Origin of the sequence: Solitalea agri, assembly GCF_023914155.1 — a bacterium.
Lineage (GTDB): Bacteria > Bacteroidota > Bacteroidia > Sphingobacteriales > Sphingobacteriaceae > Solitalea > Solitalea agri.
In genome coordinates this window covers 24,863-50,731 of the sequence record NZ_JAMWYS010000043.1, presented here as the reverse complement: position 1 = coordinate 50,731, position 25,869 = coordinate 24,863, and the positions used below count along the sequence as shown (strand labels likewise).

Annotated in this window: 25 protein-coding genes, 1 tRNA gene and 1 riboswitch; of the genes, 7 read left to right on the top strand and 19 right to left on the bottom strand. The window is 37.2% G+C overall.

Features of this window, described 5'->3' with window-relative positions:
* Positions 1–216: 216 nt before the first annotated feature.
* Together NF867_RS13270 and NF867_RS13265 are read right to left on the bottom strand one after the other, a co-directional pair.
* On the bottom strand, positions 217–1,683 hold the full coding sequence (locus tag NF867_RS13270; protein WP_252588486.1) for an MFS transporter: 1,467 nt from the start codon (positions 1,681–1,683) through the stop codon (positions 217–219).
* A gap of 360 nt (positions 1,684–2,043) precedes the next feature.
* Positions 2,044–3,360, bottom strand: a complete 1,317-nt coding sequence (locus NF867_RS13265; RefSeq protein WP_252588485.1) for a sugar MFS transporter — start codon at positions 3,358–3,360, stop codon at positions 2,044–2,046.
* A 273-nt stretch (positions 3,361–3,633) separates the two neighbouring features.
* Between NF867_RS13265 and NF867_RS13260 the strand changes: the two genes are divergently transcribed.
* Together NF867_RS13260 and NF867_RS13255 are read left to right on the top strand one after the other, a co-directional pair.
* Entirely contained in the window at positions 3,634–4,536 is a 903-nt protein-coding gene (locus tag NF867_RS13260; RefSeq protein ID WP_252588484.1) for a nucleotidyltransferase family protein, read from the top strand.
* Positions 4,537–4,622: 86 nt separating this feature from the next.
* On the top strand, positions 4,623–4,865 hold the full coding sequence (locus NF867_RS13255; protein ID WP_252588483.1) for a hypothetical protein: 243 nt from the start codon (positions 4,623–4,625) through the stop codon (positions 4,863–4,865).
* Between the two features lie 22 nt (positions 4,866–4,887).
* On the opposite strand, the gene NF867_RS13250 is transcribed toward NF867_RS13255, so the two are convergent.
* From NF867_RS13250 to NF867_RS13215, 8 genes are all read right to left on the bottom strand, one after another.
* Positions 4,888–5,574: an SIR2 family NAD-dependent protein deacylase gene (locus NF867_RS13250; protein WP_252588482.1), complete on the bottom strand. Its 687-nt coding sequence runs from the start codon at positions 5,572–5,574 to the stop codon at positions 4,888–4,890.
* Between the two features lie 3 nt (positions 5,575–5,577).
* Complete coding sequence (gene cobC / locus NF867_RS13245; protein ID WP_252588481.1) at positions 5,578–6,144, bottom strand: alpha-ribazole phosphatase; 567 nt, start codon at positions 6,142–6,144, stop codon at positions 5,578–5,580.
* The gene (locus NF867_RS13240) at positions 6,129–6,977 is read right to left on the bottom strand and encodes an adenosylcobinamide-GDP ribazoletransferase (RefSeq protein ID WP_252588480.1); all 849 of its coding nucleotides are present in this window, start codon (positions 6,975–6,977) and stop codon (positions 6,129–6,131) included. The genes cobC and NF867_RS13240 overlap by 16 nt, the downstream gene beginning before the upstream one ends.
* A 98-nt stretch (positions 6,978–7,075) precedes the next feature.
* Complete coding sequence (gene cobT, locus NF867_RS13235) at positions 7,076–8,113, bottom strand: nicotinate-nucleotide--dimethylbenzimidazole phosphoribosyltransferase (protein ID WP_252588479.1); 1,038 nt, start codon at positions 8,111–8,113, stop codon at positions 7,076–7,078.
* A 25-nt stretch (positions 8,114–8,138) separates the two neighbouring features.
* Entirely contained in the window at positions 8,139–8,846 is a 708-nt protein-coding gene (locus NF867_RS13230; protein ID WP_252588478.1) for a Dph6-related ATP pyrophosphatase, read from the bottom strand.
* 4 nt (positions 8,847–8,850) lie between these two features.
* On the bottom strand, positions 8,851–9,354 hold the full coding sequence (locus NF867_RS13225) for a bifunctional adenosylcobinamide kinase/adenosylcobinamide-phosphate guanylyltransferase (RefSeq protein ID WP_252588477.1): 504 nt from the start codon (positions 9,352–9,354) through the stop codon (positions 8,851–8,853).
* 73 nt (positions 9,355–9,427) lie between these two features.
* On the bottom strand, positions 9,428–9,979 hold the full coding sequence (locus tag NF867_RS13220; RefSeq protein WP_252588476.1) for a DUF6580 family putative transport protein: 552 nt from the start codon (positions 9,977–9,979) through the stop codon (positions 9,428–9,430).
* Positions 9,980–9,996: 17 nt separating this feature from the next.
* Positions 9,997–11,922, bottom strand: a complete 1,926-nt coding sequence (locus NF867_RS13215) for a TonB-dependent receptor plug domain-containing protein (RefSeq protein WP_252588475.1) — start codon at positions 11,920–11,922, stop codon at positions 9,997–9,999.
* A 100-nt stretch (positions 11,923–12,022) separates the two neighbouring features.
* Positions 12,023–12,217: riboswitch (cobalamin riboswitch) on the bottom strand.
* Positions 12,218–12,268: 51 nt separating this feature from the next.
* Between NF867_RS13215 and NF867_RS13210 the strand changes: the two genes are divergently transcribed.
* Positions 12,269–13,519 (top strand): serine hydrolase, encoded by a 1,251-nt coding sequence (locus NF867_RS13210; protein ID WP_252588474.1) that lies wholly within the window; start codon positions 12,269–12,271, stop codon positions 13,517–13,519.
* Between the two features lie 80 nt (positions 13,520–13,599).
* On the opposite strand, the gene NF867_RS13205 is transcribed toward NF867_RS13210, so the two are convergent.
* The 7 genes from NF867_RS13205 to mce form a co-directional block, all read right to left on the bottom strand.
* Positions 13,600–14,349, bottom strand: coding sequence for an ABC transporter ATP-binding protein (locus tag NF867_RS13205; RefSeq protein WP_252588473.1), 750 nt, complete (start codon positions 14,347–14,349; stop codon positions 13,600–13,602).
* A complete protein-coding gene (locus tag NF867_RS13200) occupies positions 14,346–15,215 on the bottom strand; it encodes an ABC transporter permease (RefSeq protein ID WP_252588472.1) in 870 nt (289 codons plus the stop codon). Before NF867_RS13200 ends, NF867_RS13205 begins: the two co-directional genes overlap by 4 nt.
* A gap of 28 nt (positions 15,216–15,243) precedes the next feature.
* On the bottom strand, positions 15,244–15,708 hold the full coding sequence (locus NF867_RS13195) for an SRPBCC family protein (protein WP_252588471.1): 465 nt from the start codon (positions 15,706–15,708) through the stop codon (positions 15,244–15,246).
* Between the two features lie 33 nt (positions 15,709–15,741).
* Positions 15,742–16,374 carry an endonuclease III domain-containing protein gene (locus NF867_RS13190; RefSeq protein ID WP_252588470.1) on the bottom strand — a complete coding sequence of 211 codons (633 nt, stop codon included), beginning with the start codon at positions 16,372–16,374 and terminating at the stop codon, positions 15,742–15,744.
* A gap of 113 nt (positions 16,375–16,487) precedes the next feature.
* A tRNA-His gene (locus tag NF867_RS13185) sits at positions 16,488–16,563 on the bottom strand.
* A 146-nt stretch (positions 16,564–16,709) separates the two neighbouring features.
* On the bottom strand, positions 16,710–17,168 hold the full coding sequence (locus NF867_RS13180) for a GNAT family N-acetyltransferase (RefSeq protein WP_252588469.1): 459 nt from the start codon (positions 17,166–17,168) through the stop codon (positions 16,710–16,712).
* 63 nt (positions 17,169–17,231) lie between these two features.
* On the bottom strand, positions 17,232–17,636 hold the full coding sequence (mce, locus tag NF867_RS13175) for a methylmalonyl-CoA epimerase (RefSeq protein WP_252588468.1): 405 nt from the start codon (positions 17,634–17,636) through the stop codon (positions 17,232–17,234).
* Positions 17,637–17,814: 178 nt separating this feature from the next.
* On the opposite strand from mce, the gene NF867_RS13170 reads away from it, so the two are divergent.
* The 4 genes from NF867_RS13170 (at position 17,815) to NF867_RS13155 (ending at position 21,999) form a co-directional block, all read left to right on the top strand.
* Positions 17,815–19,029 (top strand): IscS subfamily cysteine desulfurase, encoded by a 1,215-nt coding sequence (locus tag NF867_RS13170; RefSeq protein WP_425276903.1) that lies wholly within the window; start codon positions 17,815–17,817, stop codon positions 19,027–19,029.
* Between the two features lie 101 nt (positions 19,030–19,130).
* Entirely contained in the window at positions 19,131–19,544 is a 414-nt protein-coding gene (gene iscU, locus NF867_RS13165) for a Fe-S cluster assembly scaffold IscU (protein ID WP_252588467.1), read from the top strand.
* Between the two features lie 83 nt (positions 19,545–19,627).
* Positions 19,628–19,954 (top strand): HesB/IscA family protein, encoded by a 327-nt coding sequence (locus tag NF867_RS13160; protein WP_252588466.1) that lies wholly within the window; start codon positions 19,628–19,630, stop codon positions 19,952–19,954.
* 131 nt (positions 19,955–20,085) lie between these two features.
* Positions 20,086–21,999 carry an AMP-dependent synthetase/ligase gene (locus NF867_RS13155; RefSeq protein WP_252588465.1) on the top strand — a complete coding sequence of 638 codons (1,914 nt, stop codon included), beginning with the start codon at positions 20,086–20,088 and terminating at the stop codon, positions 21,997–21,999.
* A 79-nt stretch (positions 22,000–22,078) separates the two neighbouring features.
* On the opposite strand, the gene NF867_RS13150 is transcribed toward NF867_RS13155, so the two are convergent.
* Both NF867_RS13150 and NF867_RS13145 read right to left on the bottom strand, forming a co-directional pair.
* On the bottom strand, positions 22,079–24,472 hold the full coding sequence (locus NF867_RS13150; protein WP_252588464.1) for a gliding motility-associated C-terminal domain-containing protein: 2,394 nt from the start codon (positions 24,470–24,472) through the stop codon (positions 22,079–22,081).
* 236 nt (positions 24,473–24,708) lie between these two features.
* Positions 24,709–25,638 carry a PorP/SprF family type IX secretion system membrane protein gene (locus tag NF867_RS13145; protein WP_252588463.1) on the bottom strand — a complete coding sequence of 310 codons (930 nt, stop codon included), beginning with the start codon at positions 25,636–25,638 and terminating at the stop codon, positions 24,709–24,711.
* Between the last annotated feature and the right edge of the window lie 231 nt (positions 25,639–25,869).

The following is a 25,869-nucleotide window of genomic DNA, read 5'->3' as shown; positions in this document are numbered from 1 at the left end:
ATCCTGCTTTAACTTGTTGATAACCCCTGAAAATAGAAAGAGGCCGTCCTTTTGAGACAGCCTCTTTTGTTGTTTTAATCAAGGTTGATCCTTGAATTTCCCGAAAACTCTTAATTGACTGAATTAACAAACGCATTCTAAAACAAAACGGGATTTCAAAATTGAAATCCCGTTTCTATAAAAACTTAGATATTATTAGTGAGCCAGAGCTGCTTCTTAATGTCCACCAGCTGCTTTTTTATCAAAGTCAATTCCGTGCGCTCTTAAGATCCCGCTAACTTTCCAGGCATAAAAAGCCAGGTAAGCAAAACAAGCGATACCTACGATATAACTATTTTGTATTCCGATCATTTCGGCAACTTTACCTTGAAAGACACTGACAAAACCACCGCCCATAATCATCATAATCAAGAAACTACTACCTTGACTAGTGTGTTTTCCCAATCCGCTTACAGCCAAAGTAAAGATACATGGCCATAATGTACTACAGAATAAACCTACACTTGTGAAAGCATATACACTCACCATTCCTGTAGTTACCATACCAATGGCAGTTGCTAAAATACCCAAAGAAGAAAAAATAAGAAGCATTCTTGCTGGGTTACCTTTACTTGCCATGTCAGCAACAATTAAGACTACGATTACTGCTGCATATACATAAAATGGTGTCAAATCATGTTTTGCAATTGCATTAACAGCTAAGAAAACACCAAATGCTAAATAAGGAGCTATGAAACGTAGAATTTTTTGCAAACTCATATTTTCAGTAAAGGCTTCAACAGCGCCAGTCCAACGACCAATCATTAAACTTGCCCAATATAAAGATATGTATGGTGCTACCTCTTTAGTTAAAAAACCTAATTTACTTTCCATGTACGCAGGTAAATTACTTGCAGTAGAAACTTCAACTCCAACATATAAAAATATGGCAACCATACCCAATACTAATTGAGAGTATTGCAAGGCCGATGTTTTTACTGTTACCTTATCATGAGAATCGTCTTCTTCAATTAATTCAGGTCGATCAGGTATTGAGGAGAATTTTAATAAAACAGCAACTAGAAAAAAAGCAACTCCTAGAACTAGGTAAGGAATCTTTACACTTTCAATACTTGCATTCGTATTGCTATCTGCACTTGAACCAAAAATGGCAAAACTTACAATTAAAGGACCTATTGTAGTACCAAGATTATTGATACCTCCTGCCAATGTTAAACGTTGTGAACCTGTATTAATTGGTCCCATGGCAATTGCTAAAGGATTTGCCACAGTTTGCTGTAATGAAAATCCCAGACCAACAATAAAAAGACCTGCTAACATTAATGCAAAAGAGCCTGTATTGGCAGCAGGATAAAACAAAAGCGTACCCAATGCAGAAACAATTAATCCAACTGACAATCCATTTTTGTATCCGATTTTATTGACTAAATCTTCTTTTATTAAAACGGAAATTCCCCAGTAAATAAGAGAACCCACTGTATATGCAATATAGAATGCAAAAGCTACTAGTTGACTTTCACTTTGCGTTAAGCTAAATGCTTTTTTGAATACAGGGATAAGAATGTCGTTACTAGCAGCAACAAATCCCCAAAAGAAGAATACGATTACTAAAGGGATAAATTGCCCCCATTGAGTCGACTGTTTAGCCGGGGGTAAAGTCTGAGTTAATGATGAATCTGTCATGGTAAGTAGTGGTGAACTTTAATTATTTTAAGTAGTGAATAATTGATTTTAAATTACGCCAAGAACGTAATTTTCAAAATATTAATTGGCTAATCTAAATACTATTTCTAAAAATCAAAAAAATAATATTAGTGTACTCCTTACATTATTGAGGTTAAGGGCATTAATTTACAAAAAAGGCCTTAATACACCAACAACAAGGCCTTTTCCATAAACATATTTTAATACCACTAGCTTGTGTCTATTTAGGATCTTTCACGTTATTTCTCACAAATACAAGCCTTACCGCTAAATGAAAGAGGCTGCCCTTCATCATTGGGACAGCCTCTTGCTTATTAGATCTTTTAATTAAAATCTTGATTAATATTTGTGTTTTAGACCAACTTTATGCCCTGCAACTGCAAAATATAAAATGTATAAGTAACATGGCAATACCGCTAAAAAGTATGCAAACTGAAAGTTAAAGTGTAAGTTATCCTTTAAAAATGCATAAAACAATGGCCATATAGCTCCACCTGCAATACCCATAATCATAATTGCAGAACCTGTTTTAGTAAACTTGCCCAAATGACTAATACCCAATGGGAAAATTGCAGGCCACATTAATGAATTGGCTAAACCTAACAAAGCAATAAATATAACTGATACATAGCCGGTGCTAACATATGCAAGAATAGAGAATAGAATTCCCAAGCTAGCACAAACTCTCAAAGCTCCTTGCTGCGAAATATATTTTGGAATAGTCACAATCCCTAAAACATATCCAATTAACATACTAGAAAGAGTTAATGCCGTAAAATATTTGGCTATGTCAGCATGAATACCTAACTCTTTTCCATATACACCAATAATATCTCCGGCCATAACCTCTGCAGCTACGTAAACGAAAATACAAAAGGCTCCTAAGAACAAGTGTGGAAACTGGAATATACTTTTATGCTGAATTACCTCGCCACTGGCATCATCAACAACATCTTCTTCAACTTGTACTTCTGGTAAATCAGTAACCTTAATCAACAAAGCAAACAAAATGAAAACAATGGCTAAAACAATGTAAGGAGTATTTACACGGCCTAAAACATCGTTTAACAATTGCTCTTTATCCAAACCTGTAGCTGCTGCAATTTTCGCTTCCACATCATGCGCATTTTTTAAAAAAATGCTACCCATAATGAAAGGAACCAGAATTCCGGCAAATTTGTTGCAGATACCTACGATACTAATCCGTTTGGCAGCACTTTCAATTGGGCCAATAATGGCAAGATATGGATTAGCAGCAGTTTGTAACAAAGCCAAAGCAGCTCCCTGAACAAAAATACCAGTTAAAAACAATCCAAAAGTACGTGTCTTGGCAGCAGGAATAAAAATCAAAGACCCTATACCTAATACCAATAAACCAACAATAATTCCGTTTTTAAATCCAATTTTCTTTAATATCCATGACGAAGGTAAAGCCAAAAAGAAATAAGCCATATAAGAGGCAAATGTTACAAGAAAGGCTTGAATATCAGATAATCCGAATGATAATTTAAAGAAAGGTATTAATGTTCCATTGGCCCAGGTAACAAAACCGAAAATGAAAAACAAGATACCTATAATCACAATTGGAGAAAGGAATCCGCGCGAAACCGAAGGTTTTTCGATTTCGGTTGCAAGTGTTGAAGTAGAATTTGACATTATATAAATTTTCTCTTGGTTAAAATTATTTCTGGCCTAACCTAAAAAAGATTTCCCACATACACCCTAGCTTTATTAAACAATTTAATAATTACGCAATCGATAGCGTATTATTTTAATTACAGTTCTCTTGAATTATTAACCTTCATTTTAATCTTTCTTTTAAGAATAAATTAAGATATTTACACGATTTCAGCCTAAAGGCTGTTTTTATTAAGGAATCTCTTCAGAAATAATCGAATATTTAAAAATTAAGAAATCTATCTTTATCGAATGAAACCTACTTTATTAATCTTAGCAGCTGGAATGGGAAGCCGTTACGGTGGCGTTAAACAAATTGACAAATTTGGCCCTAACGGTGAGTGTTTGATGGACTATTCATTATATGATGCAGTTAAGGCCGGCTTTGGCAAAATTGTATTTATTGTGCGCGAAGAAATTGAAAAAGACGTTCGTGAGCTTTTCGATCATAAATTAAAACCTCTTGTTGAAGTTGAATATGCGATTCAGCGTTTAACAGAACCTTCTGATATTATTCCTGCTGGAATTGAACGCGGCAAACCTTGGGGTACAGGGCATGCAGTAATTGCTGCAGCTGATAAAATAAACGAACCTTTTGCTGTAATTAATGCCGATGACTTTTACGGTCCGGAAGCATATAAAATTTTAGCCGATTACCTTTCTAGTGATTTAAAAGAAGGTGATTACTCAATGGTAGGATATATTTTAGGAAACACCTTATCAGATTTTGGGTCGGTTTCACGCGGATGCTGTAAAGTTGACGCTAACGGCAACCTATCTGAAGTAATTGAGCGTACTAAAATTCAGCGTAATGCTGCAGGTGAAGTTGAATATGATGATGCCACTGGAAAAGGTACTTTACCTGATAACTCTGTGGTTTCAATGAACTTCTGGGGTTTTACTCCTGATGTATTCAAACGCTTTAAAGATCGCTTTGCTGATTTCGTAAAAGCTAACAGCAATGATCCAAAATCTGAATTCTTTATTCCACTTCCTGTACAGGAAATGATTGAAGATAAATCGGCAAAAGTTAAAGTTTTTGAAACCGACAGCACTTGGTTTGGAGTTACTTATACAGAAGATAAAGAGTTTGTAAGCAACGAGCTAAAAAAACTTATCGCTGCGGGAGTATATCCTGAAAAACTTTGGAAATAACTAATAGATCCAATTTAGGATAAATCAAGAGCCAAGACTATGATTTCCTCATAGATTCTTGGCTCTTCATATTAAAGCAATAGTTAATGAGAATAATAGAAGAAATTAGTTTTCCAGGATGTAAAGTGAGTATTTTGGCGATGAACCAAAAATTCATTCTAAAATTTGAAAAAGGAAACCTGGAACAAACTTATAAAGTAGCTGAAATCGATTTGATCTTTGGGTTGGATGATGTTAAGAAATTGCTGAATGAAGAGTTTTTAACCCAGGTTATGAACCGATTCAAGCAAATGGATAACGACTTTGATGAGCAATTGGCCCAACTATAATTTTATCAATTGAATTTGATTATCAACTGAATTCATTGATAATCAAATTCGCAAATTGAGGAACACCAACACTTGCTTTCTCTTTGATCACCCTTACATTACCAGAAACATAAGGAGCGTTAGGATCAATCAAAAACTTAGGTGACTCAAAAGGCACATAATCCATTAAGCCCGCTGCGGGATAAACCTGTAAAGAAGTACCAATAACAGCAAACAAATCAGCTTGCATACATTGATATGCTGCAGGTTCAATCATCGGCACTGATTCTCCAAACCAAACCACATGAGGTCGTAGCTGCGAGCCTTTCTCACACCTCTCTCCCATCTTTATCTCAAAGCCCTCAATATCATAAACCAATTTAGGATCTAAACTGCTTTGTGATTTGGTGATGATGCCGTGCAAGTGAATCACATTCTTTGATCCTGCTTTCTCATGCAGGTTATCAATATTTTGGGTGATAATTACCGTTTCGAAATGGTTTTGTAACTCTGCCAAGGCAAAATGGCCTGCATTAGGCTCCGCTTCAACCACCGCTTTACGTCGCATGTTGTAAAACTCCTGAACCAACTCCGGATTCTTTCGCCATCCTTCTGGCGTGGCTACTTCATTAATATCGTATCCCTCCCATAACCCATCACTATCTCTAAATGTCTTTAAACCGCTTTCGGCACTAATGCCAGCTCCGGTTAGTATTACCAACTTCTTCATAATTTAAAACTTATGATTACAGAACTCAACGCTCCAATAACCTTTATTATATTTTAATTTAGAAACTGAACTATAATCGATGGTTAATTTAAACGCATTTTTTAACGGTATTTGCAATACTTCGCACAAAATACTTCTGATAACACCGGCATGAGTTACAATTACAACGTTTTCCCTTTCGCATTCATTCGTCATCTCCTCCATAAATGTAGTTACTCTTTGGTGTAACTGCACGAAACTCTCTCCTCCAGACACCTGAACATTCACAAAATCTTCCATCCACGGATCGAGTTCATCCTTATCAATATCTGACCATGCTTTCAGCTCCCAATTGCCAAAGTCCATTTCTTTTAAATAATCATCAAAATAAACTTCATCAGCTAATGATTCTGCCAGCAACGCACATCGTTTCAAAGGACTTGAATAAACAACTTTTCGTTTAGGGAGAAAATCAGCCAAATGTTCAATTGTAGCACTTAACAGGGATGCATTAACATCGACATCACTTTGTCCATAACAAATACCCTTATCAGTTTCAACTTCTGAATGACGGATTAAATAGATGTCCATAGTGTTGATGCGAAAAACATATAGATTATTACTTCTGCCAGTTGTTGAGTGGCGCCTAAGCAATCACCGGTATACCCGCCAATCCATTTCTGAAAATAGCGTCCCAGGAAATAATGAAGCAGAATAAGCGGAATAATAACCAGCGAATACAGCCATTCATTTTGCCACCAACAGAATATCAATAACGGAAACAATCCCCAAAAAATGGCTAATAAAAAGCTTATTAATGGCAACTTTTGGGCAACAGGTTTCGCTTTTGAATCTTCATTTTCGCGAGAATATTCATGTGTATAAATAAACGACAAAGCCGTTGCCCTGCTTAATGAATGTGAAATAATGATTACAAAAGGAATTATTAATGGATTGATAGCATTTAAACCGAAAAATTTAACAGCTAACATCAGTACAATTCCGATAACACCATAAGCTCCTACCCTGCTGTCTTTCATAATTTCGAGAATTCGTTGCTTTGTCCAGCCACCTCCAAAACCATCACATACATCGCCAAAACCATCTTCATGAAAAGCTCCTGTCAATAAAATTCCACTAATCATACTTAAAAGAATGGATAAAGTAGCTGGAAAAAGAAATGATGAAAGCCAGAACACCAATGCGCATGTACCACCAACCAACCAGCCGACAATCGGTAAATAAACTGTAGCGCGATTTAAATATTCAGCACGATGGTCTACCCATTTTGGACAAGGAATCCGGGTATAAAACATTATGGCAGTTAAAAATAAATTAAGTTGAGGCCCCACTAGTCCCATAAAGGTGGAGCTGGTAGGGTGCAAATTTGTTTGTTCAGTTGTGGAATGTTGTGTTTCTTGCATATTTAAAGTATTACCCATAAATCAACCATCGCACTTTTGGACTATTATTTAAGCTGTTATCTATCATTGAGCACTAGCTCAATTCTCCCTTCAGGGGTCTAGGGGGTACTATTACTTACTCCAGCACTTTCAAACGAAGCCATTTCGTTCAAAAAATTAACCGCCGATTGAATTATTGGATAAGCTAATGCCGCTCCCGTGCCTTCACCCAAGCGCATATTTAGCTTTAAAATGGGTTGGGCATTTAAATAATCGAGCATCAATCTATGACCGCTTTCATCACTTTGGTGGCAAAACAGGCAATAATCACGCACTTCATGGACCAATGCTTGAGCAATTAATAAGGCAGAGGTAGCTATAAATCCATCAATTAGAATGATCATTTTCATTTCTGCCGCCTTTAACATGGCGCCTGTCATTTGTGCTATTTCAAAGCCTCCAAAAGTGCGCAACACTTCCATTGGCGACGAAACCGTATATTTTTCAACTGCATGCTGAAGAATCTTGATCTTTCCGTCTAGTTGCTCATCACTTAAGCCTGTTCCCCTTCCCACACAACCATCTAGCGGAATCCCCATTACTTTATGCATAATAACAGCAGCCGACGAAGTATTCGCAATCCCCATCTCTCCAAACCCAATTACATTACAACCGGATTCAGCTATTTGAGCAACAAGTTCAGCGCCTTTTAATAGCGCTAATTCAGCCTGCTCCAAAGTCATTGCCGGTTGTTCGGCAAAATTCTCGGTTCCATGGGCTATTTTTTGGTCGATAACCGCTGGCATTCCATTGAAATCCCCCTTCACTCCTGCATCAACAACTTTTAAACTAATACCATGCTGGCGAGAAAATACATTTATAGCAGCTCCACCCTGAACAAAATTAAGGACCATTTGATAGGTTACCTCCTGCGGGTATTTGCTTACACCGGATTGGGCAATTCCATGATCGGCAGCAAAAACAACTAGATGAGGTTTAGTTAATTCCGGAGAAAGGGTTTCCTGAATCATTGAAACTTTCAAAGCAATTTGCTCCAAATCACCCAAAGCACCTGCAGGCTTTGTTTTAAAATCGATTTTATGATTGATCTCAGCTGCCAATTCTTTTTTAACAGGCTGAATATTAAAATTTAACATGATTGATAAATTGTAATTAGTGCATTTATTGAGGTAACAGGTCAACAAACCAAAATCCCTGTTGAAGTTCTTCTGATTCGGTTTTAAAGTTATATGGTTTGTAAACGGTTTCGCCCAAACTAAAATTAATTGGTTTTGTAAAAATTGGACCATCAAAGCAGAAACTGTGAAATTCTCCGTTTTCTCCGCAAGGATCAACTGTTGATGGAATTGCTTTCAAAAATTCAGAATCGATTTCCTTCCCTACAAATTCCTTACTCAGCAATTCTGACTTTATGCAACAAGTAACTGATCGAAATTCATTTGCTAAAAAATCATCAACCAGAACCTTAGTATCTTTTTTCCATAAGGGGAAACATCCTTTCATACCGGCCTTATCCAGCAATTGTTCCCGATAGCGCTTTAAATCTTCCAAAAAGATATCCCCATAGATAATAGTCGTTATTCCCTCCTCTTTCAATGCTTCAAAAACAGCAAGTAGTTCCCGTTCATAATCATCATTGGTACAATTAGCTGGAACATACATCTTCTTTAATGGGATGCCGATACTTTGCGCTTGCTGATCAAGCAATTCTTCCCTCACTCCATGCATTGAAATACGCCTAAATTCAGCGTTAACAGTAGTAACTAAACAAGACACCTCGATTAAAAAACTTTCTTTAAGAACTTTATATAGCGCGAAAGAGGCGTCTTTTCCACCGCTCCAAAACAAAGCTGCTTTAGCTTTTTCCATTCAACTATTTAATTGTTAATGGGATTCCTGAAACCATAAAATAAACCCTTTCAGCCTTCGCGGCTACATACTGATTAGCTAAGCCTTGAAGATCGGTAAACTTCCTTCCTATTGAAGTTTCGGCATGAACACCCATTCCTATTTCATTTGATACAATGATGTATGTCCCTTCCATTTTATGAAGCTTATCAATTTCTGCTTTAACGAGTTTCAGGCATTCATCCATCTCTTGTTTGGCATCAATGAAAAAATTAGTTAGCCAAAGAGTAAGGCAATCAACAACTACAGTTTTACCAGCTATGGGTAATGCACTTACATTATGTGTTTCCTCAAAGTTTTCCCATTCTGCACCCCTATCGGCCTGATGGCGTTTAATGCGTTCATGAAAATCATCATCCCAAACTTTAGCCGTGGCAACATACGCCGGATTTTCTGTCAGTTCTTTAGCTAGTTGTTGGGCATAGCGGCTTTTGCCTGATTTTACGCCGCCAGAAATATAAATGATCATAGGATTGGGCTAAAACAATGATCTCCGGTAGTTTTCACTAACCGGAGATCATTACAAACTCTTTTAAATAAGATTATACATTAACTGCAAGTTTCGGAAATCTGTATTTCAACAATTCAAATCCACCGAATAAAACTCCGCAGCAAATTAAGTTCGACAAAACTGCCATGTTTAAGTATGGTAAAGCTGCAATATAGCAAGCTGTTAATCCGCTTCCATTCATTGGATACATGGTTCCACCAGCCCAAACACCAAAGTTTGAGATGACAAAGAACAATAAAGCAGAAATTAACGCTGCACCACCAACACTTAGCACTTTTGGCTTTTTAAGCATGAATGAAGCTAAAATCACCATTAAGATGTAGCATCCATATTGCCAGTAGAAACCATCATAAAAAGGAACAATTTTATGGTAGAACTGAAGATTTACAATTTGATCACTGATCCAAACTGCTAATAGCGGACAAATAAAGCCCAACCATTTACGACCGAAATAAGCACCGCTAAAAAGTGCAATAGCGTCGATCGGAGCAATTCCGGCATGAGGAAACAGATAAATACGGCTAATTAAAGCCAAGGCAATAAAACTTAATAGTGCAAAAATGCGAGGTTTGTTGGTCATCATATTTTTGGTTAGATAATTTATAAACTCAAACTTAAGCCGCCGTTTACATTAAATCCACGGGTATTATAGCCGGTAGTTTCAACATATTTCTCGTCGGTTATATTTTTCAAATCTACAAACAATTTAAGCTTTTTAAACAACTTATATTCAGCATAAGCATCTAATAAGAAATAATTGTTTAAGGTTAGATTAACCGTTTGAAAGGTGTTTGTATCGAAAAAAGGATCAACGCATTTGCCAACTACCTTTAAATTAGTCGAAACGAAGAAGTTATCAGAAACTTTGTACCCTGCGTTTAAACCAACCGTATTACGTGGTCGGCGATACAGATTGTTAAAAGTGGCATTTTGCGTTTTCACTTTACCATAAACTAACGAATAATAGGTTTTAAGTGTCAGACCTTTGTATGGTAAAAACTCACCTTCAACCTCCATCCCTTCATCTTTCTGTTCGTTGTAATTCACATAATGAGTAGTAAAGGCAATCACATCTTTTCCATTACGTTTAAACGCACTTAGGCCAACTTTCACTTTACCATCTTCAAAAACTGTTTGAAAGCCGGCCTCATACGACTGAACTTTTTCAGGTTTCAATGATGCGTTGCCATAAATCGGAGCGTATAACTGATAGAGAGAAGGCGCTTTAAATGCCGAAGAGATATTAACAAACAACTTAGTATTACCATCAATCAAAAATGAAGGATTGATGGTATACGTAAAGTTGTTTCCATAAGTAGAGTGGTGATTATATCTTCCGCCCAACTCAAAATCAAAACCTGCAAGATTTTTCAAAAAAAACGATGCATAAGCGCTGGCAATGGTACTCTTGGTAGAATCTGGGGTCATTTCACTTTCGGAAGTCCAGAACGGACTTATGTATTTACTTATCTGATATGAGTTTGAAAATCGATAGCTGGTTCCAGCTAAAACTTCAAAGTGTTCTGAAAGGTCGAACTTTCCGTATAGTTCAGCATTGTGCAACTCACCTCTCATATCGCTTAAACTATATTCACCGAGCCTTGGGATGCTATCGTTTAAGAAGTATCGTTTTACATTGTTGTAACTATAATTCAAATAAAAATCAGCGGCATTCAGTTTATAGTTAGATGAAAATCCAGCTGCAACATCCGACGACTTACCTTTGAAGTCTTTATCGTCAGTAAAAGCTCCATAATCAATCATCGATTTTGTTTTACTGAAGCGTGCAAATGGTCGGAACATCATATTTGAAGTGATCTGCCAACCAAGGTTTACAGATGCTGCCTGAAGATGAAAATGATCTTTATCGAAATTTGAGTTGGTGTCTTTCGATGCTAAGGTGTCTTTCGCACTTGAAAAACCGTCCGACTTTTCATTGGTTACCGAAACGTTATAATCAAACTTACCCAAACTACCATTTACGCCTAAGCTTTCTTTAAAAGTAGTATAGCTTCCACCTGTAACCAGTGCATTTACACTTACCGGTTTTTCGCCACCCTTTTTGGTAATAATATTGATAACGCCAGCCATCGCGTCGGAGCCATACAAAGTAGAATGGCCGCCTCTTAAAATTTCAATATGATCAACCATTTCTAAATTAATAAGGTTTAAATCATATTCGCTTGAAATTTGGGAAGGGTCATTAACTGGCATTCCATCAATTAAAATGAGCACATATCCGCTTGGTGCACCTCTTAAATAGGTTGAAATATTAGTACCACGGTTGCCGTTAGCCCCGTTTAGATTTAATGCGGGTTGGGTATTCAGTAAGTCATTGATGTTTTTTCCACCACTGCGTTCAATTTCTTCGCGAGTAATAATGGAAACAACCTTACCTGTTTCAGATGATTTTTTAGAAAATTTAGTAGCTGTTACTGAAACCTCGTCGAGGTTAAGTTTCTTTTCCTGAGCCAAAGCAACAAGAGACGTTGCTGCCAATAAAAAGCAAGTAAAGATTTTTTTCAATTTTGATAGTTTATGAGTTTTAAATGCCCATAACTAACAAGGAAAGTAAATGAAAATACACGAAGTATCTCACTCAAGCTTTGATCCCCGAAAGCCATGAATTAATTATCGTGCTTTGGCAGGTCTTCTGACTTACTCTTTCCTTGGAGCCTTCCCGTAATAAATTACAGTGGCATTATACCAAAATTTGATTTCTCAAATGAGCTTACAGCAGCGGGCCTGTTCAGGATTTACACCTGATTCCCTTTTAACCCCATTAAAAATGATAATGGAGACCAATGCGCCGCAAAGGTAAGATTTGATTAAACAAATACAAAAAAGGATATTGAGCCCTCAATAAATTCGTATGAAGAAGTTTTCTTTACTTTTAATTATCAGCGCTTTTGCCTTTAATGTACACAGTCAAGACAATTCGAATTTAGTTGAACAGCTACTTCGTGCTCATCCCGAATTGTTCAATGAAATACTGAATGATGCCGACAAACATGAGGTGCAGATAGTGTACACTCAAATTAACCGGGATAAAAACAATCACCCTTCGTTTAAAACCTATACTTATAATGTAGATCGAAACAGGTTTTTCTATGCGGCCAGTACAGTAAAATTGCCGCTAGCCTTGATGTCGCTCGAAAAGATTAATAACCTCAAGATTAAAGGCCTTACAAAAGATTCGCCGATGAAAATAGACAGCGCTTCGCTTAAACAAATTGCCGTTAGTGTTGATACTTCTGCTGCCAACGGTCTTCCTTCTATTTCAAACTATATTAAAAAGATACTTTTAGTGAGTGATAATGACGCCTACAACCGTCTATATGAGTTTTTAGGCCAGCAATATGTTAATGAAACGCTGAAGGCAAAAGGATTTAAGGATATACGCATTCTCAACAGGTATGTGGTTGGTGATGATACAATTACAGCCCGTTATACTAATCCAATGCAGTTTTACAACAATGGACAAATAGTTTACAGTCAGCCGCAGGTTTATAATTCGCAAGCTATTTATGCTAATTTAAAACCCATTTTAAAGGGTAAGGGCTATTTAAATGCTAAGGATTCATTGATCAATCAGCCTTTTAACTTTCAATACAAGAACTTTTATCCATTAGAAGAACAGCAAAAAGTCTTAAGAACATTGCTATTTCCAGAAACCGTTCCATCAGCTCAACGATTTAACCTTACCAGAGAAGATTATGCACTTGTGTACAAGTATATGTCAATGCTTCCTCAAGAAAGTAAGCATCCAAATTACAGTAACTCTGCTGAATACCAGCCTTCATATGCTAAGTTTTTAATGTTTGGCGACAGAAAAGATAGTATTCCAGCGAACATTCGAATTTTCAATAAAATTGGTGATTCTTATGGCTATATGATCGACAACGCCTACATCGTTGATTTTGAGAACAAAGTGGAATTTATGCTTTCGGCGGTTGTTTTTAGTAATAAAGATGAAATTTTCAACGATAGCAAATACGAATATGAGACCATCTGCCTGCCTTTTTTAGGTAATATTGGCAGAGTTATTTACGATTATGAGCTTAATCGCAAGAAAGACCATTTGCCCGATTTGAGTAGGTTTAAGATGGATTATAGCAGGTAGTTAATGGATCATAGTCCATAGACCATGGTCGATAGTTAAGAAAACCATGGACTATCGACCATGGACAATTGACTATCAATTTATTCAAACCAGCTAAACAGATCATTCAATTCCAATTTAGCCTTTTCTTCTTCAGAAATATCTCTTACAATCTTTCCATCAGAAAATTGAAGGATTCTGTTTCCATATCCGTATGCATCTTTAAGATTATGGGTCACCAGAACCGCTGTTAACTCAAACTCTTTAATAAGTTTATCAGCTGTTTGCATAACAAAATTCGCTGAGCGTGGATCGAGAGCTGCCGTAGGTTCATCTAAGAGTAGAATTTTTGCGTCATCCATCACACTCATCAAAAGTGTTAATGCCTGTCTTTGTCCACCTGATAAACTGCCCATTGGTTGATCCAGCTTGTTTTCCAGGCCCATTTTTAGTGTTGAAAGCTTTTGCTGAACCAACTCTTTAAATGCTTTATCTGTACCGATGGTAAGATTCTTCGGTTTAGTTCGAAGAGCCGCCAGCCGAAAATTGGTAAGAATACTTAAATCAGAAGCTGTTCCACTTAAAGGATTTTGAAAAACCCTTGCAATCCATTTGCTTCGTTCATATTCTGCCAATTTAGTAACCGGTTTATCCTGAAGTGCTATCTCTCCTTCGGTTGGAAATAAGCTACCTGCCACCAGGTTTAAAAAGGTTGATTTACCTGAACCGTTGGAACCAACAACCACTACAAATTCTTTTTGATGAATGGTAATATCAGTTGCTCGTAAAGCAATAACCTCATTTCCCTTCCCTTTATTAAAAACCTTTGAAACTTTATTGAGTTTGATCATGATTGCTTGCGGAAACGAATTTGAGGAATACTTACAATGATTAATACAAAAACAGCCGTTACCATCTTTAGCAGATTCGGATCAATGCCAAGTGATAAGGTAAAAGCCAAAACTAATTGAAACAAAATAGCACCTAATACAACCAATGCTATTTGCATCCATATATTTTGAATATTGAACCAATGATTTAAGGCCTCTCCTATCATTACAGAACCTAAACCAACGATTACAATACCAATACCCATGCTTATATCAGCAAAACCCTGATACTGACACACTAGGAACCCTGCAGTGGCAACCAGTCCGTTTGAAATCGCTAAACCAATAATTTTCATCCGGTCGGTATTTACACCCAAAGCCTTAATCATGCTTTCGCTGTTTCCGGTGGCACGCATGGCCAAACCAAAATCAGTTTTAAGAAGCAAGGAAAGCCCTGTCCATAAAAGAGCAATATTGATTAATAAAGCGATAGAACTATTAATATCGGGGTTGGAAGTAGGGCTGATAACTTCGAAGATATTATGAATATTTAGTAGAGGGGTATTAGAACGGCCCAGAATGCTTAAATTAACCGAATACAGGGCTGTCATCACTAATATTCCGGCAAGCAAGGCATTCACTTTTAATTTGGTATGAATAAAACCGGTGATACTTCCGGCCATGGCCCCACCCATTACAGATAACAAATAAGTTAACCAAATAGGATAGCCATGTGTTAAGCAAACAGCGGTTATAACAGCTCCTAGGGTATAACTTCCATCGGTGGTAATATCCGGAATGTTAAAGATTTTCATGGAAATGAAAATCCCCATGGCAATTGCCGAAAGGCTAAGGCCCAATAAGAATGCGGTAATGTAAAAATTCATTGGGCCTAATTTATCTTTTTAGGCTGAATTACTCAGCCATTTTCTTCAGCTCAGCTTCCAGCTTATCAAAATTCTCTTCGTTGGCCCCTTCAACAAAGCTTCTTACTTTACCACATTCCTCTGCCGAATCAAAGATCATCTTAAAAACCACGTTGGTTTTATCTCCTATTTCTTCAAAAGTGGCTATTACCTGAAATAGATGGCCCGACAAATGATCGAAAACAACTTTCTCCGGCTTTTCAATTTTCACAAAAATACTTTCGTTAGGATATTCCGTTCCATCAGGACCATGCATTATAAAACGCCAATAACCATTCGGGCGCAGATCAAATTCATTGAAAGTATTGGTAAAGCCCTGAGGTCCCCACCAGTTTTTAAGATGCTCCGGTTCAGTCCAGGCTCTAAAAACAAGTTCTCTATTAAAATTAACTTCTCTCGAAGTAACTACCAGGTTTTCGGGTGATGGATTAGTAATCTCCTTCAGATTTTCCATTTCAATTATCTGTTTAAAAGAAATTAGATATTATTAAGCCCTATTGTTTGCATAGTACTGACAAACAGGATTCATCAAGCATATTTCGCACTTAGGCCCTGTAGGACGGCATATTTCACGGCCTAAAAAAGACATAGACATACCTGCTTCCCACTCTTCCCTTGGTAATGCATCCATTATCTGTTTTTCAATTTTCTTCGGATCTGTTCCGGTGGCGATACCTAAGCGAGGTGCTACTCGCACAACATGCAAATCAACTATTACACCTTCTACCGGCTTACCTGATTCACGTAAGATTACATTCGCTGATTTACGGCCAATACCTGGCAATTCGGTTAATTCCTCCAAATTGGTTGGAATACTCTTATCCTCTTTCACTTTCTGGGCCAATTCCATTAACCATTTGGTTTTGTTACCAAAGTTGCGTACGCCATTAATAAACGGGTATAAACTTTCGGCAGTTGCTCTGGAAAGTGACTCCATATTTGGAAATGCCTCAAATAGTTTTGGAGCTAGTTTATTGATATTCCGGTCAGAATCTTGAGCCGAAAGTATAACCATTACTACTAATTGATAAATATTGCCATATTCTAAAGGGTGACGTGTATTTTTATATTTTTCAATCAGAGGCTTAATAGCTTCAGGCCAGTTTACGTTAGCAGACATATAATTTTTGATGTTTAAAGATTGTAGTGCTAAGCTAAATAATAGGTAGGAAAGAATAAATTCAAATTAACAATAACGAAAAAAGCAGCCTTTTGAGGCTGCTTTTCACTTTTGGGTGGAATATGGGGCTCGAACCCACGACCTCCTGAACCACAATCAGGCGCTCTAACCAACTGAGCTAAAACCACCGTTTATTTCCCGTTTGGGACTGCAAAAGTAATACTCCTATCTATTTTTGCAAAATCTTAATGTAATCTTTTTTCAAAAAAATCGATAATCATCAATAAATGAAGCACTTTAATTTACGAGTTTTTATCAGTTATTCGAAATGAGACTCAATCTTCAGACTCAAACTTCTCCCTACGCATATAAATATGTTCAATTCCATCTTCTAAATAAATTTCATCGAACTCTTTAAACCCAAAGCTTTGGTAAAACTTCAGTAAATAATATTGAGCCCCGATGGTTAGTTCGTTAAACCCTAATTCTTCGGCTTTCTCAATGGCTTTTTGCATGAGTTGTTTCCCATAGCCATTCGCTCTCGCCTCACGTGAAGAAACCACCCTACCAATAGAACCAGTTTTAAAGGCTAATCCTGGCGGAACAATACGAGCGTACACGGCAAGTTTCCCATCTACCCAACCCATTAAATGCCAACAAAAGGGATCTTTGCCATCACAATCGAGAAACGGACAGTTTTGTTCCACTATAAAAATATCCTCCCGCAATTGAATTATGGAGTACAATTCAGCTACCGTAAGCTCATCAAAAGTTTTAAAAACCCAGTTGATCATTTAATAATTTAGATTTTAAATACACGAAATTAAAAGTATTTGCCCTTCATTCATTTATCTTCTTTATTCCTTAATACTTTGACAAAGTTCCACTAAAACCCCGTTCGTTGATTTGGGATGCAAAAAGCAAATGATCTTATTATCAGCTCCCTGTTTGGGCTTATCAGCAATAAACTGAAAACCCTCTTTTTTTAAACGTTCAATCTCTGCTTCAATATTTTCTACTTCGAATGCTATGTGATGAATCCCCTCCCCTTTTTTCTCAATAAACTTAGCAATTGGACTATCCTCGCTTTCCGCTACCAGCAATTCAATTTTACTTTCTCCGATCTCAAAAAACTCGGTAGTAACGTTCTCCGATTCTACTGTTTCGGTTTTATAGCTGGTTTTGCCCAACAATTGTTCAAACAATTTCGAAGATGATTCAAGTTCCTTAACTGCTATTCCTATGTGGTCTATTCTTAACATTCTAAAAACTATTGATGGTAAATTATGTTAATTAGTAAATTGGTTTTTGATGGTATTAAAACATTTGCAAAAAATGTAAGGCAAATGTAAAAATCAATCAAATAAAACCATATCCCAAGGCACAAATCAGAAAATTTGTGTTACTTTTGCATTGCTTTATTTAGACAATTTACAAATTATGTTGGAGTTACCTATTTACTTGGACAACAACGCAACTACACCCATGGACCCGCGCGTGTTAGAAGCAATGTTGCCGTATTTTACAAATAAATTTGGCAACGCGGCAAGTCGTAACCACTCGTTTGGTTGGGTTGCTGAAGAAGCCGTTGACTATGCTCGTGGACAAGCTGCTAAGATCATTGGAGCAAATGAAAAAGAGATCATCTTTACTTCAGGAGCTACCGAATCTAACAACTTGGCCATTAAAGGCGTATTCGAAATGTATCAGCAAAAAGGTAATCATATTATCACTGTTGTTACCGAACATAAATGCGTTTTAGATTCAGCTCACCACATCGAAAAAATTGGCGGAAAAGTAACATTCCTTCAAGTTAAACCTGATGGTTTGATCGATCTAAAAGAGCTTGAAGATGCAATTACCGACAAAACTATTTTAATTTCGGTAATGTATGCCAACAACGAAATCGGTGTTATACAACCGGTTAGAGAAATTTCGGCAATTGCTCGTAAACATGGTGTATTGTTCCATACTGATGCTACCCAGGCTGTAGGTAAAATTCCGGTAGATGTAAATGCTGATGGTATTGATTTATTATCATTCACCGGCCATAAACTCTACGGACCTAAAGGTTGCGGTGCATTATACGTTCGTCGTAAAAACCCAAGAGTAAAAGTAACTGCTCAAATTGACGGTGGTGGACACGAAAGAGGTATGCGTTCAGGCACGTTAAACGTACCAGGTATTGTTGGCTTTGGTAAGGCTTGCGAAATTGCTATGGAAGAAATGGCAACTGAGTCTGTTCGTTTAGCCGCTTTACGTGATAAACTTGAAAAAGGTGTTACTGTAATGGAAGAAACTTACGTAAACGGAAATACTGAAAACCGTTTACCGCATGTTTCTAACGTTTCATTTAAATATGTTGAAGGCGAAGGCTTGATGATGGCCATGAAAGACCTTGCTGTTTCCTCAGGTTCAGCATGTACTTCAGCTTCATTAGAACCATCGTATGTGTTAAAAAGCTTGGGATTGAACGATGACCTTGCTCACTCATCTATTCGTTTTGGTTTAGGCCGCTTTACAACAGAAGAAGAAGTTGATTACGCTATTGAAGTAACTAAAAAAGCTGTTACTCACTTACGCGAGTTAAGTCCACTTTGGGAAATGTTTAAAGAAGGCATTGACCTTGACAGCATTGAATGGGCTGAACACTAAAAAAGTAAGAAGTTAGATTTTAGAAGGTAGACTTATCACTTTAAAATTGTACTTCAACATTTTAACTTTAATAATTTCACGACTTAAAAAATTAAGAAAATATGGCTTACTCAGAAAAAGTTATCGATCATTACACTCACCCACGTAACGTAGGTACTCTCGATAAAGCTAAGAAAAATGTGGGCACTGGTTTAGTTGGTGCTCCTGAATGTGGCGACGTAATGCGCTTACAAATTGAAGTTGATGATAACCATGTGATCACTGATGCTAAATTCAAAACTTTTGGATGCGGATCAGCTATCGCTTCTTCGTCATTAGCTACAGAATGGTTAAAAGGCAAAACTGTTGACCAGGCAATGGAAATTGACAATATGGACATTGTTGAAGAATTAGCTTTACCTCCGGTAAAAATTCACTGTTCAGTTTTGGCTGAAGACGCTATTAAATCGGCAATTAACGATTACCGCGTTAAAAACGGTTTAGAGCCTATTCAATTAGAAAAATCGCACCATTAATTTTAGACATGAGATTTGTGATAGAGAACTGAGGATTTAGTTCTCTTCTCATATTGCAGATCTTACATCTCATTTCTATACGAATGATTACAATAACTGATAAAGCAAAATCAAAAATCGACAACCTCATGAATGAGGCTCAACTTGACAGCACCTATTTTTTACGCGTAGGTGTACAAGGTGGTGGCTGTTCGGGCTTGTCATATAATTTGGATTTTGACAATGAAGTTAAGACCGGTGACCAGATGTTCGAAGACAAGGGCCTTAAAATAGCGCTTGACATGAAGAGCTTTTTATACCTGGCTGGTACCGAATTAGATTTTACAGATGGCTTAAATGGCAAGGGCTTTAACTTTATTAACCCAAATGCCAGCCGAACCTGTGGTTGTGGCGAAAGCTTCTCGGTATAAGTAATTGATTTCCATTGATAAAATAGGGCTTCTGTAGCAAAACAGAAGCCTTTTTTGCATAGTTGGATTTTTTTTTCGCACATTTGGAGCCTTGCTTTCTAAAACTGTTTTAATGCAACACTGTAAGATCTATGGCACAAATAACTGAACGAACTACTATACCTCAATTATTAAGAAATGTAGTTCAGGGGGTTAAATCACTTAATGACCCTTTTTTATCAGAAAAAGTTGGTAACGAATATAAATCCATAAGCTTTGGTGAAACCCTAGCAAATGCAGATGCATTATCAGCATGGTTTTTAGAGATCGGTATACAAAAAGGCGACCGATTGGGTTTACTGATTGAAAACGGCCCTAAATACGTTTATTATGATCAGGGGCTCCAACAATTGGGAGCTATCAATGTTTCAATCTACCCGACTCTTTCAGAATCAGAAATTGAGCATATTATCAATGATTCAGGAATGAAAACCCTGTTGATCGGTAATCACTTCTTATTTCGTAAAGTATTAAAAATCGCGGATAACTGTCCTTCGTTGGAATACCTCGTTCCAACGTTTGATGATTATGCTAAAATCACTCACCACTACCACGGACAGAAAAAAGTAATTGCTTTTAGTGAAATTTTAGAAAAGGGTAAGGGGCTCGTGTCAAAATACAGTGCTAAGATATTTCAGGCTCGTGAAATGGTTCAGCCTGATGATGTAGCCTCACTAATCTATACATCGGGAACCACCGGAACACCCAAAGGAGCTATGCTCACACATGCAAATTTTATCAGCAATGTTAGAGAATGCCTGATCCAAATTCCGGTCATCACTTCTGATGATGTTTTCCTTTCGTTTCTTCCCTTATCTCACGTTTTTGAACGTACAGCCACCTATCACGTTTGCTGTGCAAAAGGGAGCCAGATAGCCTATGCACAAAGTTTAGAGCTGCTTGGTAAAAACATGACGGAAGTACGTCCAACAGTTATGAGCGTTGTACCTCGCCTCTTAGAACGGATTACCGAGAAAGCTACTAAAAGCGGAACTGCAGGTGGAGGTATTAAAGCGAAAATATTTTTGTGGGCCATGGAAATTGGACGCAAAGCAAGGGAGAAAAAAGAAGCTGGAAAATCATTGGGATTAGTTTTATCTGCTCAACTAGGGTTAGCTGAAAAGCTTGTGTTCAGCAAAATTAAAGAGAAAACCGGTGGCAACCTTAAATTTATGATTTCCGGAGGTGCTGCCTTGCCGAAAAATGTTGGTGAGTTCTTTGGCAACTTAGGGATTAAAATATTAGAAGGTTATGGCTTAACAGAAACTTCACCGGTAATGGCTGTTACTGAATACCACCGACAGGTTATTGGAACTGTTGGAAGGGTAATACCAGGAATAGTGGTTGCTATTCAAAACACAGATACCAAAGAAATCTTAACCAAACAAACCTACGACAGCTTTAACCCGAATTTTGAATCAGGAGAAGGGGAAATTATAGTAAAAGGTCCTTGTGTAATGAAAGGCTACTGGGGAAAAGAAGATGAAACAGCCATGGTGATTGATTCAGAAGGTTGGTTTCATACGGGTGATGTGGGCAAGTTTCACAAAGGAAATCTTCAGATTACCGACCGTATCAAAAACATACTCATCAACTCATACGGTAAAAATATCTATCCGACACAGGTTGAAAACACTTATTTAAAAAGCACCCGCATTGAGCAAATTTTCCTGATAGGCGACAAGCGCGATTATCTAACAGCCATAATTGTTCCTTCACATGATTCATTAAGAGAAAGCTTTGATTTGGATGAGGATTTCTTTAATGAACCTGACCAGTTTATTGAGGATGAACAGGTTACCAATTGGGTAAAGGAAGATATAAAAAAGCTATCAAATGAGTTGGCTAAATTCGAACGTATTAAAAACTTCATTATTAAGCGCCATCCGTTTAGTATTGAAACCGGGGAACTTACTCCTACGCTGAAAGCCAAACGAAGGGTAATTGAAAATAAATACGCCGATGAAATAGATGAATTATACGAAGAGGCAGTAGAAGCAGATTAAAAAAATCACATAATAAAAGGACCGAAGCCAAATAGCTTTCGGTCCTTTCAGTTTTATAGAGTTTTCTTCCCAGGTTTTATTAATAGACCACCGTAACCGCACCAGATACAGGTAGTAGTCGAGGGTTATTAGGTCTGATCACGTAATAATAGGTGGCAGCCGGAATAGACTTGCCTTTCGTTCGACCATCCCAAGGAACAGCATAACCATGCGAATAAAACATCTCATCACCAAACCGGTTAAAAACATGCACATCCGCATTAGGATAGTTGATTATTCCTCCAATTACCCACGTATCATTTAAATTATCATTATTGGGAGAAAACGCATTTGGAATTTTCAAGTCGGTAAGCACTTTCACAATTACAGTATCCTGACAAGTACAACCATTAGCAGCAACTCCTGAAAGCACATAACTGGTATTTTCAGTTGGGGTAGCTATTGGGTTTAAACTTTGAGGATTATCTAATGTCGTGGTTGGGGTCCATCCAAAAGAAGCCACATCACTACTTAAGCTACCATTTAATATGGTACTTTCGCCCAAATCAATAGTTACGTCTTCACCCGCATTTGCTATTGGTGATGTTTTAACATTAATTGAAAATGAAACTTGCTTACTGCATATTCCATTTTCACTGGTATATGATAAGTTAATAATATGCTGGCCAGCACCGGCCAATAAGGGATTAAATAGTGTATCGGTAACACCATTACCTGAAAAAGTAAAGCTACTCGTTGGCCTTGCACTTAATAAAGTCATCAAATTAATAATTCCTTCGCGTTCGCATGTTTCAATTGAAGGTTGAATTCTGATATTGGGTATCGACTCAATATTTAATTCATAAATTAATTCATCAATGGCTTCGCAGCCAAGTTCTCCCGGTTGTGTGCTGGTTACTTTAATTGTATACTTCCCTGGTTGAGTATAAGTAAGTTGATTACCAGTACTATTTGTATATTGATAAATATAAGGAGGTTGAGTTGAAGCTGTAACCGGACTATCATCCGTTACTATCAAACCATTACCGAAGTTCCAAATAAGTTTGGATGATTTATAAGGCAGCATCACTTCAAAAGTAAGTGGCACATCCACACAGGCGCCATCGATCTCGATATTATTTGACCGTACAATAATCTTCTTATTCAAATCTTCAATATTCGATCCGGCTGAATAACCATATGATTCAATATCTCCAAAGCCATATACAATGGCATTAAATCCAGAGTCGGCGGTTAAAGTAAAACTCCCCGCCTGAATTTCTTCTTGCAAATAGCTATAGCTTGTTCCATTAATATCAGAAAAGGAATTCCTGGGAGTTCTGCCATTTATACGAAAACTACCCTTACCACTCGTTTTAATCAGCACATTTACATAATTCCGGCTTATCTGATAATTACTCGTTGAGTACATTGTAATTCGCCTTAGGTTTTGTTCAATTGGATTCAGAATTATCATTTCCGGATCGCCAAGATTACCATCGCATACTTGGGTTATACTAAATTGAACTACTGAAATAGGTTTATTCGCTGAAATATGCAAAGGTTTATTTGTTAAAGGAGTTTCAATAAATCCACCAGCATTCAGAGTTGAACTAAATCCATCAATATTCACAATCGTACCCGATTCAGCAGCAAACACCCTGAAAAAATCGCCGCCACGTGTTTTAAAGGGCATCGTAATAAATTCATGCCCCCATGAATTCAGGGGATACATCTGCTGAAACAAATTATCTCCCGTATCAGCATTCGGACAACCAAGGGGCGACCAGGTGGTTCCTCCAAAAACAGCAATTTTCCTACAAGCTTCCACATCATTATCACTGTTCACCGACTCCACTAATGAACCTGACAAATCATTTTTAGATTGAACTTCATAAACATCACCTTCATTCATTAAAACGTCAAAAGGAACTCCTGCCGCATTTCCATTCGCGGTAGTAGCCTTAGGGGTAATTCTTACGGTAGTATTATTATTAGTAGCAACCACTAAAAATTGCGATAATGAACCTCCCTCACTGGCATTTGGGGTATAACTCGACACAATATATTTTCTACCCAAAGTATTTGTAGGTAGTACTAAGGTAGAACCCGATATCACAAATGCATAAATATGAGCATACACCACTACAGGGGCAGATGAAACAATATGAATACCCCTTTTGAGCACGCTTTGTTGATTATCTATATAGGCTCCTAAGGGTATACTTACGGTAGTTACTGTATTTGCTGTCACTGAAAACGACTGAATTGAGTTGATACCTGGAACTGAAACAGTACCGGAAGTTGAAACATCTGAAGTGATATAAACCGACATGATGGCCCCCCGCGGACCGGAAGTACCTTCGATATGGCTCATAAAGCCTAACCAAAAATCGGTTCCTTTATTGGAGTTCTGTGCGAACAAATTAACAGGAACCTGAATACATAAACCAAATATCAAAGAGAGTAGAATCCTTAGTCGAGCGTTGAGCATGTAAATTTAGATTTGAGCGCGGTGAATTATTAAGAATATATGCTTAATAAAAGGAAACTATTAACATCACATTTATTATTATCGTTGTTATAATTTACTAAAAATATATTTCAGTTTAAAATGGAAATAACTGCTTATCAACATTATCACATTGATTAGCTTACAAAATGGGCTATAATGAAAAAAGCTGCTTTGAGCAAGTCAAAACAGCTTTTTTAATATCTAGAATGATTTTATTACCAAACGTTTCTAGGACATTTTAATCTACCTGAATTATTTAGTTGAAGGCCTAAAATAATCTCATGACTACCTTTATGGAAATCGGTCAATTCATTTACACCGTAATCATATGAATAAGCCACATTAATCAATGAACTAATATTTACTCCAAGAAGAGCCGAAAAACTGTCGGCTTTACGGTACGAAACACCAGCCCAAACAGTTTCCTGATACATTAACTTAAAGTTGAAATCCATTGAAGCAGGTGCTGGATCAATCCATTTAACCATAATTGATGGCGTTGCCAAAAAGTCGTAGCCAATCGGGAAGCGATAACCTCCTGTAAAGAAATAGTGAGCACGATACCTGTTTTGATCACTTGGCGTTGAGCTTCCATAATTTAAGGTAGCGGGAACTAATTGCAAACCAGATGCTCCTACATAAAACTTATCAGAATATAACCACAAACCAGCTGACACATCTGGTAAAAACTGAGAAATACGGCTATTGGCAATTGCAGGATCGTTAGGATCGGCTGGGTTAAGCTGACTTGCATCAGTTGTATATTGGGTAAAACCTGCCGATACACCAAATGAAACTTTCAAATTACCCGAAATTGGCAGGTGATAGGCATAGCTTCCATCAAACGATAAACGGCTTGTTGGACCTGTTTTATCTGAAACAATATTTCCTCCAACACCATGGTGACGAGAATCAACATCACCTATAGGCATTTGATATGATAAATAACCTGTTTTAGGAGCCGCTTCAAGACCAACCCACTGAGAACGATAGCTCAGTTTCATATCGTAATAATCTTCAATACCTGCAATGGCAGGATTAAGAATATAGTTATTCTGCATGTAAAGTGTGTATTGTGGTCGTTGCTGACCGTATACAAACCCTCCAAGCGTGAGAAGCGCAATAGTAAGTAAAAAGTTCTTCATTAAAATTACGGTTATGGTCTTGTTGCTGGTAAATCTACGTCTTTTCTACGGTAAAACATTAACATAAGTTTCACAACAAACCTATAAATAAGAATCAAAATTTAAGCCATAAGACTATAAATAAACATTTCATTTAAACATCCTTATGAATACCTTTTAACTATTGAATATCATGATTTATTGTACTAAAAAACATTCATCCATTATCAACTGATTTACAACACTTTAATC

Coding starts and splice junctions, on each gene's coding strand:
- cobC (WP_252588481.1), bottom strand. CDS start 6,144: ATGGACATCTATTTAATCCGTCATTCAGAAGTTGAAACTGATAAGGGT.
- NF867_RS13260 (WP_252588484.1), top strand. CDS start 3,634: ATGAAACCTACTTTATTAATCTTAGCAGCTGGAATGGGAAGCCGTTAC.
- NF867_RS13170 (WP_425276903.1), top strand. CDS start 17,815: ATGTTGGAGTTACCTATTTACTTGGACAACAACGCAACTACACCCATG.
- cobT (WP_252588479.1), bottom strand. CDS start 8,113: ATGTTAAATTTTAATATTCAGCCTGTTAAAAAAGAATTGGCAGCTGAG.
- NF867_RS13200 (WP_252588472.1), bottom strand. CDS start 15,215: ATGAATTTTTACATTACCGCATTCTTATTGGGCCTTAGCCTTTCGGCA.
- mce (WP_252588468.1), bottom strand. CDS start 17,636: ATGTTAAGAATAGACCACATAGGAATAGCAGTTAAGGAACTTGAATCA.
- NF867_RS13180 (WP_252588469.1), bottom strand. CDS start 17,168: ATGATCAACTGGGTTTTTAAAACTTTTGATGAGCTTACGGTAGCTGAA.
- NF867_RS13145 (WP_252588463.1), bottom strand. CDS start 25,638: ATGAAGAACTTTTTACTTACTATTGCGCTTCTCACGCTTGGAGGGTTT.
- iscU (WP_252588467.1), top strand. CDS start 19,131: ATGGCTTACTCAGAAAAAGTTATCGATCATTACACTCACCCACGTAAC.
- NF867_RS13255 (WP_252588483.1), top strand. CDS start 4,623: ATGAGAATAATAGAAGAAATTAGTTTTCCAGGATGTAAAGTGAGTATT.
- NF867_RS13155 (WP_252588465.1), top strand. CDS start 20,086: ATGGCACAAATAACTGAACGAACTACTATACCTCAATTATTAAGAAAT.
- NF867_RS13150 (WP_252588464.1), bottom strand. CDS start 24,472: ATGCTCAACGCTCGACTAAGGATTCTACTCTCTTTGATATTTGGTTTA.
- NF867_RS13250 (WP_252588482.1), bottom strand. CDS start 5,574: ATGAAGAAGTTGGTAATACTAACCGGAGCTGGCATTAGTGCCGAAAGC.
- NF867_RS13205 (WP_252588473.1), bottom strand. CDS start 14,349: ATGATCAAACTCAATAAAGTTTCAAAGGTTTTTAATAAAGGGAAGGGA.
- NF867_RS13225 (WP_252588477.1), bottom strand. CDS start 9,354: ATGATCATTTATATTTCTGGCGGCGTAAAATCAGGCAAAAGCCGCTAT.
- NF867_RS13240 (WP_252588480.1), bottom strand. CDS start 6,977: ATGCAAGAAACACAACATTCCACAACTGAACAAACAAATTTGCACCCT.
- NF867_RS13270 (WP_252588486.1), bottom strand. CDS start 1,683: ATGACAGATTCATCATTAACTCAGACTTTACCCCCGGCTAAACAGTCG.
- NF867_RS13210 (WP_252588474.1), top strand. CDS start 12,269: ATGAAGAAGTTTTCTTTACTTTTAATTATCAGCGCTTTTGCCTTTAAT.
- NF867_RS13265 (WP_252588485.1), bottom strand. CDS start 3,360: ATGTCAAATTCTACTTCAACACTTGCAACCGAAATCGAAAAACCTTCG.
- NF867_RS13230 (WP_252588478.1), bottom strand. CDS start 8,846: ATGGAAAAAGCTAAAGCAGCTTTGTTTTGGAGCGGTGGAAAAGACGCC.
- NF867_RS13195 (WP_252588471.1), bottom strand. CDS start 15,708: ATGGAAAATCTGAAGGAGATTACTAATCCATCACCCGAAAACCTGGTA.
- NF867_RS13190 (WP_252588470.1), bottom strand. CDS start 16,374: ATGTCTGCTAACGTAAACTGGCCTGAAGCTATTAAGCCTCTGATTGAA.
- NF867_RS13220 (WP_252588476.1), bottom strand. CDS start 9,979: ATGATGACCAACAAACCTCGCATTTTTGCACTATTAAGTTTTATTGCC.
- NF867_RS13160 (WP_252588466.1), top strand. CDS start 19,628: ATGATTACAATAACTGATAAAGCAAAATCAAAAATCGACAACCTCATG.